Source organism: Nonomuraea antimicrobica (assembly GCF_039536965.1).
Lineage (GTDB): Bacteria > Actinomycetota > Actinomycetes > Streptosporangiales > Streptosporangiaceae > Nonomuraea > Nonomuraea antimicrobica.
In genome coordinates, this window is record NZ_BAAAZP010000013.1 from 1 (window position 1) to 16,281 (window position 16,281).

17 protein-coding genes are annotated in these 16,281 nt (G+C 72.0%); 8 read left to right on the forward strand and 9 right to left on the reverse strand.

All coding sequences use genetic code 11. The features are described from left to right. From ABD844_RS04555 to ABD844_RS04575, 5 genes are all read right to left on the reverse strand, one after another. The coding region (locus ABD844_RS04555; protein ID WP_344873265.1) for an amidase family protein at positions 1-236 on the reverse strand (236 nt) is incomplete at its 3' end. After that, entirely contained in the window at positions 236-1,861 is a 1,626-nt protein-coding gene (locus ABD844_RS04560) for an FAD-dependent oxidoreductase (protein ID WP_344873267.1), read from the reverse strand. The genes ABD844_RS04555 and ABD844_RS04560, both read right to left, overlap by 1 nt. Beyond that, complete coding sequence (locus ABD844_RS04565) at positions 1,858-2,733, reverse strand: alpha/beta fold hydrolase (RefSeq protein ID WP_344873269.1); 876 nt, start codon at positions 2,731-2,733, stop codon at positions 1,858-1,860. The genes ABD844_RS04560 and ABD844_RS04565 overlap by 4 nt, the downstream gene beginning before the upstream one ends. 31 nt (positions 2,734-2,764) lie before the next feature. Then, entirely contained in the window at positions 2,765-3,601 is an 837-nt protein-coding gene (locus ABD844_RS04570) for an IclR family transcriptional regulator domain-containing protein (RefSeq protein WP_425568504.1), read from the reverse strand. 110 nt (positions 3,602-3,711) lie between these two features. Continuing rightward, positions 3,712-4,455, reverse strand: coding sequence for an alpha/beta fold hydrolase (locus ABD844_RS04575; RefSeq protein WP_344873271.1), 744 nt, complete (start codon positions 4,453-4,455; stop codon positions 3,712-3,714). Between the two features lie 361 nt (positions 4,456-4,816). Here ABD844_RS04575 and ABD844_RS04580 point away from each other — a divergent pair, with 361 nt between their 5' ends. The 6 genes from ABD844_RS04580 to ABD844_RS04605 are packed head-to-tail and all read left to right on the forward strand — an operon-like array spanning position 4,817 to position 11,152. Next, entirely contained in the window at positions 4,817-5,761 is a 945-nt protein-coding gene (locus tag ABD844_RS04580) for an ABC transporter permease (RefSeq protein WP_344873273.1), read from the forward strand. 3 nt (positions 5,762-5,764) lie between these two features. Continuing rightward, positions 5,765-6,640, forward strand: coding sequence for an ABC transporter permease (locus ABD844_RS04585; RefSeq protein WP_344873275.1), 876 nt, complete (start codon positions 5,765-5,767; stop codon positions 6,638-6,640). Then, positions 6,637-7,644 (forward strand): ABC transporter ATP-binding protein, encoded by a 1,008-nt coding sequence (locus ABD844_RS04590; RefSeq protein ID WP_344873277.1) that lies wholly within the window; start codon positions 6,637-6,639, stop codon positions 7,642-7,644. The genes ABD844_RS04585 and ABD844_RS04590 overlap by 4 nt, the downstream gene beginning before the upstream one ends. Positions 7,645-7,664: 20 nt before the next feature. After that, complete coding sequence (locus tag ABD844_RS04595) at positions 7,665-8,468, forward strand: ATP-binding cassette domain-containing protein (protein ID WP_344873279.1); 804 nt, start codon at positions 7,665-7,667, stop codon at positions 8,466-8,468. A gap of 25 nt (positions 8,469-8,493) precedes the next feature. Then, a complete protein-coding gene (locus tag ABD844_RS04600; RefSeq protein ID WP_344873281.1) occupies positions 8,494-10,119 on the forward strand; it encodes an ABC transporter substrate-binding protein in 1,626 nt (541 codons plus the stop codon). Positions 10,120-10,132: 13 nt separating this feature from the next. Next, on the forward strand, positions 10,133-11,152 hold the full coding sequence (locus tag ABD844_RS04605) for an LLM class F420-dependent oxidoreductase (RefSeq protein ID WP_344873283.1): 1,020 nt from the start codon (positions 10,133-10,135) through the stop codon (positions 11,150-11,152). A gap of 233 nt (positions 11,153-11,385) precedes the next feature. Here ABD844_RS04605 and ABD844_RS04610 read toward each other — a convergent pair whose 3' ends face one another. The 3 genes from ABD844_RS04610 to ABD844_RS04620 form a co-directional block, all read right to left on the reverse strand. Further along, positions 11,386-11,529, reverse strand: a complete 144-nt coding sequence (locus ABD844_RS04610) for a hypothetical protein (protein WP_344873285.1) — start codon at positions 11,527-11,529, stop codon at positions 11,386-11,388. Positions 11,530-11,670: 141 nt separating this feature from the next. Continuing rightward, the gene (locus ABD844_RS04615) at positions 11,671-12,843 is read right to left on the reverse strand and encodes a lactate 2-monooxygenase (protein ID WP_344873286.1); all 1,173 of its coding nucleotides are present in this window, start codon (positions 12,841-12,843) and stop codon (positions 11,671-11,673) included. A gap of 5 nt (positions 12,844-12,848) precedes the next feature. Beyond that, positions 12,849-13,397, reverse strand: coding sequence for a DUF302 domain-containing protein (locus ABD844_RS04620; protein WP_344873288.1), 549 nt, complete (start codon positions 13,395-13,397; stop codon positions 12,849-12,851). A 220-nt stretch (positions 13,398-13,617) separates the two neighbouring features. On the opposite strand from ABD844_RS04620, the gene ABD844_RS04625 reads away from it, so the two are divergent. Both ABD844_RS04625 and ABD844_RS04630 read left to right on the forward strand, forming a co-directional pair. After that, positions 13,618-14,697: an enolase C-terminal domain-like protein gene (locus ABD844_RS04625; protein WP_344873290.1), complete on the forward strand. Its 1,080-nt coding sequence runs from the start codon at positions 13,618-13,620 to the stop codon at positions 14,695-14,697. Between the two features lie 116 nt (positions 14,698-14,813). Further along, entirely contained in the window at positions 14,814-15,317 is a 504-nt protein-coding gene (locus ABD844_RS04630) for a winged helix-turn-helix transcriptional regulator (protein WP_344873292.1), read from the forward strand. Here ABD844_RS04630 and ABD844_RS04635 read toward each other — a convergent pair. After that, the gene (locus ABD844_RS04635) at positions 15,304-16,254 is read right to left on the reverse strand and encodes a 2-dehydropantoate 2-reductase (RefSeq protein WP_344873294.1); all 951 of its coding nucleotides are present in this window, start codon (positions 16,252-16,254) and stop codon (positions 15,304-15,306) included. The two genes, ABD844_RS04630 and ABD844_RS04635, sit on opposite strands and share 14 nt — an antisense overlap. Positions 16,255-16,281: the final 27 nt, after the last annotated feature.

Sequence of the window (16,281 nt, forward strand, 5' to 3'; positions counted from 1 at the left end):
CCGCGCAGCCGCGCCACCGCCTCGGCGTCGCGCGCGGCCGGGGCGCGCTCGGACGCGGGCCGCCCCAGCGTGGTCACCTGGCCGCCGACGTCGATGTTGTCTTTCACCGCCACGGTCATGCCGTCCAGCGGTCCTGAGCCGGTCGCGTCCGCCACGAACACCTGGGTGAAGGCGTGCAGCGCGCCGTCGAGCCCGGCGATCCGGTCCAGGGCCTGGCGTACCCGCTCGTCGCGCATCAGCGGCCCGCCTCGACGTAGCCGAAGCGGTGCCGCGGCGCCAGCGCCTCGTATCTCGGCCACTCCAGGTCGATGCCGATCGTGCCGGTGAGCAGCGCCTGGAACTCGCCGAGCAGCGACTCGTCCGCGCGTACCTGGGAGGGCCGCTTTCCGCGCGCGGCGCAGAATCCGGCCAGTGCCCCGGCCGCCTCGCCGGTCGTCCATTCGCCCGGATGCACCCGGTAGGCCCCGCTGGTCAGGTGGGTGGCGCCGATGTTCTTGGCCGCGGGCAGCACGTTCTTCAGCCGCACCGGGATCAGGCTGCCCAGGGGGATCTGGAACGGCCAGGTGTCGATGTCGATCGTGTCGCGCCCCGCCGTCGAGGGGTGCACGTCGATCCGGTACGCCGCGATGCCGACACTGTCGGCGAAACGCTCCGCCCCTTCGAGATCGCCCCGCGCCTCGACCCCGATGTGCTGCTCCAGCAGCGTGAACTCGGCCCGGATCCGGCGGCTCTCGCGGATGTAGGGCATCTTGGCCAGCCCGTCGGGTGTGCCCGTCAGGTCGCCGCGGGGGCGCAGCTCCGGGTAGCCCACGCCGCCGTCCGGGCGGGGCGCCTCGGTCTGCATCCAGTACAGGAAGGACAGCGAGAGCTGGCGGGCCTCGCGCAGGGCCAGCGCGCGCGTCTCGTCGTCCACGCCCAGCAGGGGCAGTCTCCAGTAGTCCATCATCGGCCAGGCCGCCGCGGTCACGTCGGCCCAGCCGGAGCCGAGGTGGCCCGCGTCGAGCACCCGCCTGGCGTGCCAGAGGTCGTAGCGGATCCCGCCGGTGGAGGGGTGCTCGGCGAACAGCGGCCGTTGGCGGGGCCGGTGGGTGACGTGGTCGCTGACCACCCAGCTCAGCAGCGGTCCTGGCCACACGGCCGGCCGGTGCTCCCGCCACGTCTCGTACTGCTCGGGCCGCTCGATGGTGTTGTCGGTGCCCGGGTGCAGGCTGAGCAGCATCGCCCAGGTGATCGCCTGCTGGTCGAAGGGGTCGGCCGGGCCGGGCAGCGCGTGCGGCTCGCCGGTCTCCGCGGCGCTCTCCGCGCCGAAGACGTGCTCGGCCCCGGCGAGTTCCAGCAGGTCGCCGAGGTCGGTGGCGTCCAGGAAGTACGACCCGGTCAGCTCCGTCTCCTCCCCCTGCGGGCCGCGGACGGCCACCGCCCGCACCTCGTCGCCGACGACGGCCGCCTGGGCCACGTGGTGCTCGCGCAGCACGGTGATCAGGCCCCGGCTGAGCCACGGCGCGATCATCTCCTCCAGCACCAGCCGTGCGACCTGGGGCTCGTGGCTGAGCGGGCCGATGTTGCCCGATCCCGGGTTGAGGTGCGCGGCGGCCCGCGCGCGGGCGCTGAGCGGGTAGTTGCGCCGGTAGAAGGCGCGTACCCGGTCGCGGAACTCCCGGTAGGAGCGGGTGCACCCGATCGACTCGATCCAGGGATGCTCGTCGGGGGGAATGCACTGGCTGGACACCTGGCCGCCGAGCCAGTCGCATTCGCTCACCAGCACGCTGCGCAGGCCGAGCCGGGCCGCGGCCAGGGCGGCGGCGATCCCGCCGAGGCCGCCGCCGATGACGACCAGGTCGAAGTGCCGGGCTCGGGTCACGGGGACGCTCCTTCTGAGCTGTTGCAGGTGGGTTGTTCCTTGAGGAAGGCGCGCAGCGCCGCGAGCACCCGTCCGGGCTGCTCCTCGGGCAGGAAGTGCTTGCAGTCGGGGATGGCCGCCGTGGTGACGCGCTCGGCGTACCGGGACCAGATCCCGGCGACGTCGGCGCCTCCCAGGCCGCCCTGCTCCCCCCACAGCACGAGGAGCGGCTGGGTGAGACGGCGCCTCGCCTGGAAGTCCGCCTCGTCGGCGGCCAGATCCTCGTGGAAGCCGGCGCGGTAGTCCTCCAGCGAGGCGCGCAGGACCCGCGGGTCGCTGAACGCCGCGACGTACTCGGCCACGGCCTCCTCCTCGATGGGGTGCAGCGCCTGCCGCTCGAAGAAGAACCTCAGGTACGCCTCGACATCGCCGCCGATCAGCAGCTCCGGCAGATCGGGCTGGAGGTGGAAGAACCAGTGCCACAGGAACCCGGCCGAGTCCTTGTCGACCGAGCGCATGACCTCCCGCGTGGGCAGGACGTCCAGCAGGGCGAGCCGGCCGATCTCGTCCGGCCGGTCGAGGGCCCAGCGGTGCGCCACTCGCGCGCCCCGGTCGTGCCCCACCACGTCGGCGCGGTCGAAGCCGAGCTCGGCGAGCAGGCGCGACAGGTCGGCGGCGGCGGCGCGCTTGTCACGGCCGGGGCCCCGCGCCTCGGAGCGGCCGTATCCGCGCAGGTCGGGGGCGACGACGGTGTAGCGTTCCGCCAGCGGTTCCATCAGGTGCCGCCAGCAGTGGCCGGTCTGGGGCCAGCCGTGCAGGAGCACCAGCAGCCGGTCGCCGGAGCCGCAGCGGCGGTAGTGGGTGGGGCCGCAGAAGTGGGAGGTGACGGTCACGGATGTCCTCTCCGGACCCGTCGCCTACCCGTCAGGCGAGGCCGTTCTCCTGGCCGCGCGAACTGGGACGCAGGTCCGCTTCGATCTGTTCCGCCGCCCGCCTGGTCGCGGGCAGCAGGTCGCGCATGGTCTCGACGCTGCCGCGGCCCGACGGCATCGACAGGTTGAGCGCGGCCACCACCCGGCCGGAGGCGTCGTGGATCGGCACCGCGACCGAGCACGAGCCGTCGTCGATCTCGCGGTCGATGATCGCCCAGCCCTGGGCATGGACCTCCTCGACGATCTCGCGCAGCTCGCCGGGGTCGGTGACGGTGCGGTCGGTGATCGGCTCGGGCTGCACCGAGGAGAAGTAATCGTCGAGCCATTCGCGTGGCTGCCCGGCCAGGAGCACCCGTCCCATCGAGGTCGGGTAGGCCGGGAACCGGCTCCCGACCAGGATCGGGATGGCCATGAGGCGCTTGGTGGGCACGCGGGCCACGAACACCACCTCGCGGCCGTCGAGCACGCCGAGCGAGCAGGTCTCGTGGACCTCCCCGACCAGCCGTTCCATGTGCGGCAGCGCCATGTCGGGCAGGCTCAGGCTGGACAGGTAGGCGTAGCCGAGCTCCAGCACGCGTGGCCGCAGTGAGAACAGGCGGCCGTCGGTCATCATGTAGCCGAGGTCGACCAGCGTGAGCAGGAAGCGGCGCGTCGCCGCACGGTCCAGCCCGGTGATCTTGGCGACCTCGGTGGAGGTGAGCTTGGGCCTGGTGTGGTCGAAGGCGCTGATCACGGCGAGACCGCGTTCGAGCGACTGCACGAAGTAGGGCGGGCGTCCCGCCGGCTCGCTCTCGCCGCCCTGGTCGGCCTTGCCCGCGCGGGTCCCCACCACCGCTGTTCTGCCCCCTGTCCGGTGTCCGATGAGCTGGTCCCGCGTGCGTCCCCTCCGTGGGGAGTGCCGCGGCGCCCTTAGGATACGCCGCGCGGCGGGAGGCCGGTTCAGCCATGGGGGGCGGCTTCGCGGATCGCGCGGGCCAGCAGCGCGGCCAGTTCGTCCGGGCGGGTGAGCGTCGGTGAGTGGCCGGAGTCGATCTCGTAGCGCCGTCCCGCGCGCTCGGCCATCGCGCGTTGCGCCGTGGGGGAGATCGCCCGATCCTTCGCGGTCACGATGTACGCGGAAGGCGCCTCGGTCCACGCCGCGCGGGTGACGGGAGAGCCGACGGTGGCGACGTGCTCGGGGGTCAGCCGGGCGATCGCCGCCTCGGCCGGCTCCGCCGGGCAGTCGTCGTAGAACAGGTGGCGCGCCGCGACGGGGGAGACGTGCAGGTAGTCGCCCTCGCGGTGCGGGCCGAGCGCGGGATCGTCAGGGGGCGGCGTCGCCGCGTTGGCATCGACGCACGACTCCCCGGGGCGGAGCAGGAACGCCGCCAGGTAGATCAGCACGACCGCGTCCGCCGGCGCGGCCTCGGTGAGGACGGCTCCGCCGTAGGAGTGGCCGCACAGTGCCACGGGGCCGGGCAGCCGGGCCACCTCCTCCCGCAGGTACGCGGCGTGTCCCGCCAGGTCGTGCCCGCCGGGGGCGCGGCCGACGCCGGGCAGATCCACCACGTGGGCCGGGACTCCGTGGGCGGCGAGCGCGGGAAGGACGGGGTCCCATGACCAGCCGCCGTGCCACGCCCCGTGCACCAGCACCAGCGTTGGCGGCGATCCGCCGTCGCCGGCCGTTGTGGGTGTCTCCGCCATGCGAACTCCCCTCGTCTAGGTATCCGGGCGCGCTCTCTGGGAGCCGCCGAGCTGGGACGTTACCATAGTGCACACTTGTGCGCTATGCGCGCAACTATGCCCAGGGGATTGCGTGGCACTGCACCTGGTGATTACCATGCGCACAAGCGTGCGCATCGTGCACATCACATAGAGGCGAATTCATCGCCCGCACTCGGCAGGCCGCTGTCGGTCGCCCACCCTTTGCCGTCCTTCTGCCCACCCGTCGCCCGGGGCCGGTCGCACCGACCATCCGGGGCTCCCGTGACACCCCCACACCTGGAGACGACCCTGTGAACCTCGAACCCGACATCGCCGCGCCGGTGACCGCGAAGGCCCCGGCGTGACCGCCTTCCTCGTACGCAGGCTGCTGCTCGCCGTGCCGACCGTGTTCGGCGTGTGCCTGGTCGTCTTCGTCACCACCAAGCTCGTCCCCGGCGACCCCCTGGCCAGCCTGCTCGGCCCGCTCGCCACTCCGGCCGCGCGAGCCGAACTGAGCGCCAGGCTCGGCCTGGACGAGCCGCTTCCCGTGCAGTTCGGCACCTGGCTGTGGAACGTCGCCCAAGGGCAGCTCGGCACCTCCATCCAGCTCCAGCGCGACGTGCTCGACCTGGTGTGGGGCGCCTTCGGCAACACCGCGCTGCTCGCCGCCGCCGGGGCCCTGATCGCGTTCGGGGGTGGGCTGGCCCTCGGTGTGACCGGCGCGTTCGCGTCCCGGCGCCCGCCGCGCTGGCTGGCCTCCGGGCTGTCCTTCCTCGCGATGTCGGTGCCGCAGTACTCGATCGCGCTGCTGCTCGTCGTCCTGCTGGCCGTCGAGTACCCCGTCCTTCCCGCGGGCGGCATGCGCGACCCCATCGCCGGGGGAGGGGCGGGCGACGTGCTGCGGCACCTGATCCTCCCGGCCGCCGCCGTGGCGATGATCCCGATGGGGGTGATCGCCCGCATGCTGTCCGCCGTGCTCGCCGACGTGCTGGCCGGCGAGCACATCGACGCCATGCGGGCCCGCGGGCTCGGCCGCGTCTCCATCGCCCTGCACGCGCTGCACAACGCGCTGCCGTCGCTGCTCACCATCGCCGGCCTGCAGATCGCCTATCTGCTGGGCGGGGTCGTCTTCGTGGAGACGATCTTCTCCTGGCCGGGCCTGGGCCAGGCGCTCTACAACGCCATCGCCGCCAGGGACCTGCCGCTCATCCAGGGCGGGGTGCTGGTCATCGCGGTCTCGTTCGTCCTGATCAATCTCGTGGTCGACGGCGCGCACGCCCTCATCGACCCCCGCGTACGGAGGTAGCCCATGGCGGCACGGCCCGAACCCCCACCCTCCACGGAGCGACCGCGAGGCCGTCCGCGGCGACGGCCGCCCGCGGCGCTGACCGCCGGCGCGCTGGCCGTCCTCGCCCTCGCACTGACCGCGGCTCTCGCTCCGCTGCTGCCGCTGCCCGACCCCGCGCTGGGCGACCTGGCCAACCGGCTGCTGCCCCCGGGAAGTCCCGGCCATCCGTTCGGCACCGACGGGCAGGGCCGCGACGTGCTCAGCAGGCTGGTGTGGGGCACGCAGGCATCGCTGCTCGCGGGCGTCGTCCCGGTGGCCGTCGCCAGCGTGCTCGGCACCCTGCTCGGCGTCGTCGCGGGACTGGGCGCGCGAGCCGTGGAGAACGCGGTGATGCGCGTGCTGGACGTGCTCTTCGCCTTCCCCTCGGTGCTGCTGGCCATCGCCATCGCCGCCTCGCTGGGCGCCGGACTGGTCAGCATGATGGCCGCCCTGGCGGTCATCCTCGTGCCGGCGGTCGCCCGGGTCGTCGTCACCGAGGTCGCCCGGCTACGCGAGCTGGACTTCATGCAGGCCGCGCGCGCCGGCGGCGCCGGATGGCCGTTCATCGCCCGCTGGCACGTGCTGCCGAACATCATGCCCGCGGTCAGCGTCTACTGCTCGGCGCTCGTCGGGCTGTGCGTCGTGCTCGGCGCGGGACTGTCCTTCCTCGGGCTCGGAGTGGCGCCGCCCCACGCCGAATGGGGGGCCATGGTGGACGACCTGCGCCAGTACGTGTTCACCGCGCCGCTGCTCGCCCTGCTCCCGGCCGCGGCGATCTTCCTCGCCTCGGTTTCGTTCAACGTGCTCGGCGAGGGACTGCGCCGGCACTTCGACGTGAAGTCGAGGTACACCACGTGAGCCCGCTGCTGGAGATAGAGGACCTCACCGTCGCCTTCACGGCGGGCGAGCGCACGGCGCACGCGGTGCGCGGCGTCACCTTGTCCGCCGACACCGGCCGTACCACCGTGGTGCTGGGCGAGTCGGGCAGCGGCAAGTCCGTCACCGCCCGCGCGGTGCTCGGACTGCTCGGTCGCAACGCCCGGGTCGGCGGCGACGTGCGGCTCGGCGGCGAATCGCTGCTCGGCCTGGACGAGCGCGCCATGTCGGCCCGGCGCGGGCGCGACATCGGGCTCGTCCCCCAGGACCCCGGCGGCTCGCTCGACCCGCTGCGCAGGGTCGGCGGGCAGATCGCCGAGGTGCTGCGTGCGCATCGGGTGCGGAACTCCCGGGCCGCCAGGCGGGAGCTGGCCCTGGAACTGCTCAGCCAGGCGGGCGTGCCGGAGCCGGGACGCGTCGCCCGCTCCTATCCGCACGAGTTGTCCGGCGGGCTGCGGCAGCGGGTCGCGATCGCCGCCGCCGTGGCGTGCGGCCCCCGGCTCCTGATCGCCGACGAGCCCACCACCGCGCTGGACATGACCGTGCAGGCCCAGATCCTGGCCCTGTTCCAGCGGCTCCAGCGCGAGCTGGGCATGGCGCTGCTGCTGGTGACCCACGACGTGGGCGTGGCCAGGCTCATGGCGTCCACCGTGGTGGTCATGTACGCCGGGCGGGTGGTGGAGGAGGGGCCCGCCGCGCGCGTGCTGGACCGGCCCGCCCACCCGTACACCGCCGCGCTGCTCGCCGCCCAGCCGCGTCCCGGCATCCCGCGCGGCGAACTGGCCGGGCTTCCCGGCCTGCCGCCCTCCGCCACCGCGGAGATCGAGGGCCGCTGCGCCCTGGTGCCCCGCTGCCCGTACGCCGTCGCCGCCTGCTCGGCCGAGCCGCCTCTGCTCGCGCCGGTGGCCGCGGGCGGCTCCGCGGCCTGCCCTGTGCCCTGGCCAGACCCGGTCGCCGCGCCCGGTGCCGGGGCGAGGACGAGATGACCGAGAAAGGGAGGATCGAGATGACGACACCTCCGCGACCGACACCTCCGCTGCCTTCGCAACCGCCGTCGTCCGCGCTGTTGTCGGCCACCGGCCTGTGCAAGCGCTACCCCAACGGCGTCGCCGCCGTGGACGACGTCAGCCTGTACCTGCGCAAAGGTGAGATCCTCGGCCTGGTCGGGGAGTCCGGCAGCGGCAAGTCCACCACCGCCAAGATGATCCTGCGCCTGCTGCGTCCCGACGCGGGGCAGGTGATCTTCGCCGGGCGCGACCTGGCCACGGTCAGGGGCGCGGAGCTGCGCGCGCTGCGGGCCAGGCTTCAGCTCGTCCCGCAGTCTCCCCAGACCTCGCTGAACCCGCGGCTGACCATCGGCCAGGCGATCGCGTTCAACCTCCGCGCGCACGGCTGCCCCCGTGCGGCCGTCCCCGCGCGGGTCGCCGCCCTGCTCGACCGCGTTGGCGTGCCGCCGGGCGACGCCGGCCGTTACCCCCACGAGATGTCCGGCGGTCAGGTGCAGCGGGTGGCGCTGGCCCGTGCCCTCTCCACCGACCCCGAGCTGATCGTCTGCGACGAGGCCGTCTCGGCCCTGGACAAGAGCATCCAGGCCCAGGTGCTCAACCTGCTGGCAGCGCTCCAGCGCGACACCGGTGTCGCCGTCCTGTTCATCTCCCATGACCTCGCGGTCGTCGAGCACATCGCCGACCGCGTGGCCGTGATGCGCCACGGGCGGGTGGTCGAGGAGGGGGACGTCCACCAGGTGTGGACCGCCCCGCACGACCCCTACACCCGTGAGCTGCTGTCCTCCATTCCTCCGCTCGGCTGACCGCGACCCACCCCCAGGAGACACCGTGTCGCCCAACCACCCGTCCTTCACCCGCCTCTTCCCCACCCGCTCCCTGCTCGCGGTGGCGTTCGGCGCCGTACTGGCCACGGCGGCCTGCGGTTCCGGAGCCCCCGCCGCCGCGCCCGGCTCCTCCGGCGGCACCCTCGTCATCGGCATGACCGCCGCCGACATCCCCGGCACCGACACGGTGCTGTCGTTCACCCAGGGCTTCGAGGGCGAGAGGTTCGTCAACTTCCAGCTCTACGACGGCCTCACCCGCTACGACCTGAGGCAGTCGGCCAAGACGCCCGAGGTCGTGCCCGGCCTGGCCACCTCGTGGGAGACCAGCGAGGACAGCCTGACCTGGACCTTCCACCTGAGGCAGGGCGTGAAGTTCGCCGACGGCACCCCGTTCGACGCCGACGCCGTCGTGTTCGCCTTCGACCGGCTGCTGAACAAGGAGAGCCCCTTCTACTACCCGGCCGCCGCCGGCGCCGCGGACCTGTGGACCGGGCAGATCAAGTCGTACGAGAAGGTGGACGACGCCACGGTCCGCATCACCACGGCGCAGCCCAGCGGTCACCTGCTCACCGATCTGACCTTCCTCACCTTCCCCAGCCCGACGGCGGTCAAGAAGCACGGCAACCAGGGCTTCGCCCAGAACCCGGTCGGCACCGGCCCGTTCGTGTTCGAATCGCTCCAGCCGGGCCAGCAACTCGTGCTCCGCCCGAACAAGGACTACTGGGGCGGCCCGCCCAAGCTGGACAAACTGGTGCTGCGCCCGATGCCGGACGCCTCCGCCCGCACGGCCGCGCTGCGCTCGGGTGAGGTCAACTGGATCGAGTACCCCAACCCGGACGACATCCCGTCGCTGGAGCAGTCGGGCTACTCCCTGCACACCGGCGAGTACGACCATCTCTGGTACTGCACGTTCGACCAGGCCAAGACGCCCTGGAACGACGTCCGGGTACGTCAGGCGGCGAACTACGCCATCGACCGCGAGGCGATCGCGCGCGACCTGCTCAAGGGCACCGCCACGCCCGCGTACCAGCACGCCCCCGCCTCGACGGAGGCGTACGACCAGGCCAACGACCTGTACTCCCACGACCCGGCGAAGGCCCGGGCGCTGCTCGCCGAGGCCGGCGTCGGCGGCGGGTTCACCACCACGCTCGCGGTGCCGACCGGCGGCTCGGGCAACCTGATCCCCGTGCCCATCGCCACCGCCATCCAGTCCCAGCTCGCCAAGGTCGGTATCACCGTGAACATCCAGAAGGTGGAGTGGTCGACGTTGCTCGCGGACCTGAACGCGGGCAAGCCCGCCGCCGGAGCCGACATGCAGTGCGCCTCCACCGTCACCTACCAGGCCGAGTCGCTGGTCCGGGCCTACTGGGCCAAGGGCACGCCCGTCTACACCGGCAACTGGTACTCGAAGGAGGTGGACGCCCTCACCGCCGAGGCCGAGCGCACCCTCGACCCGGCCAAGCGCGCGACGCTGTTCCACCAGGCGGAGAAGGTCGTCAGCGAGGAGGCCCCTTACCTCTTCGTCCTCAGCGACCGCAACCCGAGGATGCTCGCCGCGGGCGTCAGCGGGCTGATCCAGCCCAAGTCCTGGTTCGTGGACCTCACCACCGTCAACGTCGCCAACCGATAGGGGTGATCCGGCCATGAGCCTCGAAACCGTACGCTGGGCGGTCAACCTGCCCCTGCCCGGCCTGTCCCTGCGCGAGCACCGCCGAATCGTGACGGCCCTGCCCGATCTGGGTTACCGCGACGTGTGGACCGGGGAGGGCGGCGGCCTGGACGCGTTCACCCCGCTGGCCGCCGCCGCGGCCTGGCAGCCGCGGCTGGGTCTGGGGACCGGGGTGGTCCCGGTCCTCACCCGGGGACCCGGCGTCCTGGCCCAGACCGCCGTGGCGCTCGCCGATCTGGCCGGTGCCGACGGGGTCGGCGGGGAAGGGCGGGTCATGCTGGGCATCGGCACCTCGGTCCCCACGCACGTGTCGGCGCTCAACGGGGTGCCGTTCGACCGGCCGGTCGCCCGCCTGCGGGATACGCTGCGGTTCCTGACCCGTGCGCTGCGCGGCGAACCTGTCGACACCGAGTACGAGACCTTCGCCGTACGCGGTTTCCAGATCCCTGCCACCGGCGTCAAGGTCGTGCTCGGCGCGCTGCGGCCACGCATGGTGCGCCTGGCGCTGGAGGAGGGCGACGGTTTCGTCACCAACCTCCTGACCGCCGCGGACCTGTCGCGGGTCCTGGCCGAGGCCGGGCCGGTCCAGGAGGGCAAGGAGGTCGTGGCGAAGGTCTTCGTCTGTCCCACCCGCGATCTCGCCTACGCTCGCCGAGCCGGGCGGGCCTTCCTGGGCTGGATCCTGAACCAGCCTCCCTACCGGGCCTTCCACGACTGGCTCGGCCGCGGTGATGTGCTGGCGCGGTCGCGGGAGCTGTTCGACGCCGGTGACAGGCGGGCGGCAGGCCTGGCGTTGCCGGACGACCTGGTCGACGCCCTGTGGTTGAGCGGTCCCGCGCCGGAGCTGCGCGAGAGGATCGCGGAGTTCGCGCGGGAGGGGGTGACCTCCGTCCTGATCTACGTGGCCCCCACGCCGGAGCTGCTGTCCGGCCGCGACTCTCTCGCCTCGGTGCTGTCCGAGCTGCGGCCGGCCCCGCGTACGAGCCTCACCTGACGACGGTCGGCCCAAGCGGATCCGACCTTCGACGATGGCCACCGCTGCCGCCAGCACGGACGAAGCCATGGCCGGCGGCAGCGGGACAAGATCAGGCACCGACGAACGGAACACCCGGAAGGCGGTCCGGCTGCGACACCTCGCAGAACACGGCCGGCGGGAAGACGAGACCTAAAGCACAGCGCCCCGCCAGAGCGACGTACCGCAGAGGATCAGTGGGCGAGTGCTGTCGTTCACGGGCCGCAGATGGTGTAACCCCCGACGATGCGGCACCTGTGGCCGTACGGCGTGGTCCGGCAGGTGTCGGCGCTGGCAGTGGCGGAGGGCAGAAGTTTGCCGAGCAGGCGGTCGCCCAGCTTGTTGAGGGAGCGGATCATTGGGGGTCCGCCGATGGTGAAGCCTGGCGGGTGCGACGCCAGGGTTCCGGTCGAGCGCGATGGTTGTGGTACGGGTCCGGACCTGCCAATGCCATGACCGTAACAGGAGACGATCAAGGACGAAAGGCCCAAAATCCTTGGTCAATGCCCGGGAGCGGTCGTGAGCAGGTCCGGCGAAAGATCTGCGACCCGGGCGTTGCCGCTGGTGGCCATCGTGATGTCCAGGTCGGCCAGCAGGCAGCGGATGACGTGCCGTACCCCTGCCTGCCCGGCGAGCCCCAGCCCGTAGGCGTACGGCCGGGCCAGCAGCACGGCCCTGGCCCCCAGCGCCATCGCTTTGATCACGTCAGAGCCGGAGCGGATGCCGCTGTCGTACAGGACGGTGAGCCGGTCGCCCACGGCCTTCGCCACGGCGGGCAGCGCGTCGAGCGCCCCGGCCGCGCCGTCGACCTGGCGGCCACCGTGGTTGGAGACGACGACGCCGTCCATGCCGGCGTCGACCGCACGGCGCGCGTCGTCGGGGTGCTGGATGCCCTTGAGCACGATGGGACCCTCCCAGCGCTCGCGGAGGAAAGGCAGGTCGTCCCAGGTGAGCGACGGGTTGCCGAAGAGGCGCGACCAGATCCCGATCGCGCGGTCCCGGTTGGTCTCGTCGATCGGATCCCCGACGATCTTCTGGAACACCGGGTCGGTGAAGAAGTTGGCGACCCCGGCACCGCCCAGGAACGGCAGGTACGCCTGGTCCAGGTCGCGCGGTCGCCAGCCGAGCGTGTGGGTGTCCAAGGTGACGACCAGCGTCTCGTAGCCGCTGTCGTGCGCGCGCTGGACGAAGCTCGCCGCGAGATCGCGGTCATCGGGCCAGTAGAGCTGGAACCACCGGTGGCCCGCGCCGCCGGCCTGCGCGACCTGCTCGATGGAGTGGGACGAGGCCGTGCTGAGGACCATCGGCACCTGCTCGGCCGCCGCGGCACGAGCCACCGCCAGCTCGCCCTCGGGATGCATGATCGTCAGGACGCCGACCGGGGCGAGCAGCAGCGGCGAGCGCAGCCGCCGGCCGAACAGCTCGACGGACAGATCGCGGACGGCCACGTCACGTAGCATCCGCGGCACGATCCGCCATCGCCGGAACGCCTCCAGGTTGGCGCGCGCGGTGGACTCCGTGCCCGCGGATCCGGCCACGTAGCCGAACGCGCGCGGGTCGAGCCGTTCGCGCGCGAGCCCTTCCAGCGCGGTCAGCTCGGTGGGCAGGATCGGTGTCCTGTTGTCGAGCCCGTCGCGGTAGATCTCGTTCTGGTAGTCGGCGAATCCGGTCATGACGCCTACCTCGTACGGTCCGGGGCGAGCCGTTCGGGCACGGGCACACCGAGGTGGTCCAGGAGGGCGGCGACCTTGCGATCGAGTTCGACGCCGACGGCCGCTATCTCGGGATCGCCGAAGGAGGCGAACTGGGCGCTCGGCTGGTCGATGGAGAACCGCGTCACCCCGCGGGCGTCCTCGTAGATCGCGGTGCGCAGGGGCGCGTAGAGCTGGACACCGTGATCGCGGTGGAACATGCGCTGGGCGATGGTGTGGTTGCCCATCAGATACTGCACGCCGCGCCACCGCTCACCGGACGGTCGGGGGAGCGCCGTGCTGTCGAGACTCCAGAAGATCATGAAGTCATGGGGCGCGTTCTCCGCGACGGCCCGCAGGACCGTGGGCCAGTCGGCGCCGGAGTCGCGCAGGCGTTCTTGCCGCGCCAGGTCGATCGGTGGCACCGCCCGCTCGTACTTCTCCCTGAAGACCGCGAACGGCATGCCCGTGTCCACGGTCAGCCGATGTGCCTCGCGTGCCACGTCCTCGACACGCCCGGTCTGGATGGTCGTCATGGCGGTTCCCCCTTGGTCGATTCCCCCTTGGTCAAGCCTCATCTGGCTTTCGAAGTGAAAGCTACTCGCTATCTGCGACGTTACTTCTTATACTTTTCAGATGCAAGCCAGGAGGTGGTCCGCACAGAGGATCGCTTCCGCTTCGCCCGGATGGGCGCGATCGTCGCCCAGGTCCCGGGCTGGAAGGGATGGCCGCTCTCCGATCTGGAGGTGACGCCGTATGACGACGCTCCCGGCGGTTTCGGCGGTCCGGGCCCGGCCGGTGGACGTTCCGATGGCCCGACCCCTGCGTACCGCGTCCGGATCGACCTGCGCGGCGCCGCTTCTCCTGCTCGACGTGGTCACGGAAAGCGGCGTCGTCGGACACTCGTACCTCTTCGCGTACAGCCGGCTGATGTTGCCGGCCATGACCTCGATCGTCCGCGAGCTGGCCCCGGAGCTGGCCGGCAGGTCCGTCTCTCCCGTGTGCTGGATGCACGACATGCGGCGCCGGTTCCGGTTGCTCGGTACGCAGGGACTGCTCGGCATGGTCATCTCGGGGATCGAGATGGCGCTCTGGGACGCTCTCGGCAAGGAACTCGGCCAGCCCGTCGCCCGCCTTCTCGGAGGCGAGGCCGTCGCGCTGCGGGCCTACGACAGCTACGGCCTGCTCGACCTGCCACGGGACGAGGCGGCCATCAGGGAGTCGGTGGCCTCGGGATTCCGGGCCGTCAAGATCAAGATCGGTTATCCGGACGCGGCCCAGGACGTGGCGGTCGTTCGGCGGGTTCGGGAGATCGTGGGCGACGACATCGAACTCATGGTCGACTACACCCAGGCGCTCGACCCGGCGGAGGCGTGCCGGCGGATCGAGCGGCTGTGCGAGTTCGATCTCTACTGGGTGGAGGAGCCCGTCGCCGCCGAGGATCTCGCCGGCCATGCCCTCGTACGGCGGACGACACGGGCGCGAATCCAGACCGGCGAGAACTGGTGGTTCCCCGAGGGCTGCCGGGCGGCGATCTCCGCGTCGGCGAGCGACTTCGCGATGTTCGACCTGATGAAGATCGGCGGGTTCACCGGTTGGATGCTCGCGGCGGGACAGGCGTACGCGGCCTCACTGCCCGTGTCCAGCCATCTCTTCGTCGAGGCGAGCGCGCACGCCATGGCCGTGACGCCCACCGGCGACTGGATGGAGTACCTCGACCTCGCGGGCGCGATCCTCCAGGACCCGTGCCGGCCTGTCGACGGCCGCATCACGCCGACCGGGCCGGGGCTCGGGATCACCTGGAACGAGGAGGCGATCGCACGATACGCGGCATGAGAGCGCCCTGGGGCGATAAGTCGGCCCGAATTCTGCCCTCCTCGGGTAAACTTGCTCGATGCAAGCCAGTGTGTGCTCGAACGGAGGCTGATGTGACAACGGAGCTACGGCCACAGGTGTCCGTTCCCTGTCCGATCGGACGCGCCGTCGGCCTGCTCGGGGAGCGGTGGACACTGCTGATCCTGCGTAACGCCAACCTGGGCACGACCCGCTTCGACTCCTTCCGCGCGGAGCTGGGGATCGCCGACAACATCCTGTCCAACAGGCTGGCGCGGATGGTCGAGGCCGGGCTGCTCGCACGGGTGCCCTACCGCGGCGCCGGGCGTACCCGGTACGAGTACCGGCTCACCACGGCGGGGGCCGAGGTGCTTCCGGTGCTGCATGCCCTGGCCGTCTGGGGTCAGGAGCACACCGAGCCGGCCGAGCCGGCCGCCTCGATGCGGGTGATCCACCAGCGGTGCGGGCAGGTCACGCTTCCGGGCCCGGTGTGTGACCACTGCGGCGAGCCCGTCCGGCGTGAAGAGGAGGCGTGGGTCCGGCCCTGGCTGTCCCCCGAACCCACCGCGCTCGCGAGCGCGTGGAGACCGGCGGCTGACCCGGGCCTCGTCACAACGCCGTAGCGGTCCTGTGCTGGTGCACCCGCAGTTGGAGAGTGGCCAGGTCGAGCAGCGGAGTGTCCACCGACAGAGCCCGGGCGCGCCCCACGAGGTCGCCGAACACGTGCTCGACCTCCGTGGACTGACCGGCGACGACGTCGCGATACGTCGACGACGTGAAATCCGAACCCCGCCGCGTGACCATCTCGGTGATCCAGTCGAGTTCGCCGGCCGGAAGCGGGTGGCCGGCCGCGGCTGACACCGCCGCCGCCTCGGCGAGGATGCCGGGGCCCAGCCTCGCTCCACCTGGGACGCCGACGATCTCCCCGACCGAGCCGCGGGCCAGGCAGGTCAACGCGCCGACGGTGACAATGAAGACCCATTTGTGCCACATGGCGGTGATGATGTCCGCCGTGACGGCGGTCTCGAAGCCAGGGGCGGACAGCAGGCCGCAGACCTCCCGGAGTCGCTGGGACGGCTGGCCGTGCTGCTCTCCGATGGTCAGTTCGGCCATCGGGGCGAGACGGACGACGTCACCGTCCGCGTCGACGGTCGTGGCGACCTTGACCACCCCGCCCAGCACCGACTCCGCGCCGAACCGCGCGTTGAGTGCGTCGAGGTGCGCCATGCCGTTGAGGAAGGGGACGATCGAGGTTCCCCGGCCGACCGCCGGCGCGACGTCCTCGATCGCCTGCGCCAGCCCGGTGGCCTTCACCGACAACAGGACGACGTCATAGGGCTGGGTGATCTCTCCCGCGCCGATCAGTCTCGGTTCGATCAGTGTCCGCTCGCCGAGACCGGTGATCCGCAGCCCTCGCTCACCCAGCGTGGCGGCCCGGTGCGGGCGCACCAGGAAGGTGACGTCCCGACCGGCCGCGGCGAGTCTGCCGCCGAAGAACCCCCCGGTCGCGCCGGCGCCGACGACCAGGATTCTGTTACCCGTGCCCTGACCGGTATCCATCACCGCCTCCTTCCTGCTGGCTTGCAC

Bases quoted from the DNA above. Each gene is read 5' to 3' on its own strand.
- ABD844_RS04635 (WP_344873294.1), bottom strand. From the start codon at position 16,254: ATGGATACCGGTCAGGGCACGGGTAACAGAATCCTGGTCGTCGGCGCC.
- ABD844_RS04625 (WP_344873290.1), top strand. From the start codon at position 13,618: ATGACGACGCTCCCGGCGGTTTCGGCGGTCCGGGCCCGGCCGGTGGAC.
- ABD844_RS04575 (WP_344873271.1), bottom strand. From the start codon at position 4,455: ATGGCGGAGACACCCACAACGGCCGGCGACGGCGGATCGCCGCCAACG.
- ABD844_RS04610 (WP_344873285.1), bottom strand. From the start codon at position 11,529: ATGATCCGCTCCCTCAACAAGCTGGGCGACCGCCTGCTCGGCAAACTT.
- ABD844_RS04620 (WP_344873288.1), bottom strand. From the start codon at position 13,397: ATGACGACCATCCAGACCGGGCGTGTCGAGGACGTGGCACGCGAGGCA.
- ABD844_RS04615 (WP_344873286.1), bottom strand. From the start codon at position 12,843: ATGACCGGATTCGCCGACTACCAGAACGAGATCTACCGCGACGGGCTC.
- ABD844_RS04605 (WP_344873283.1), top strand. From the start codon at position 10,133: ATGAGCCTCGAAACCGTACGCTGGGCGGTCAACCTGCCCCTGCCCGGC.
- ABD844_RS04595 (WP_344873279.1), top strand. From the start codon at position 7,665: ATGACGACACCTCCGCGACCGACACCTCCGCTGCCTTCGCAACCGCCG.
- ABD844_RS04585 (WP_344873275.1), top strand. From the start codon at position 5,765: ATGGCGGCACGGCCCGAACCCCCACCCTCCACGGAGCGACCGCGAGGC.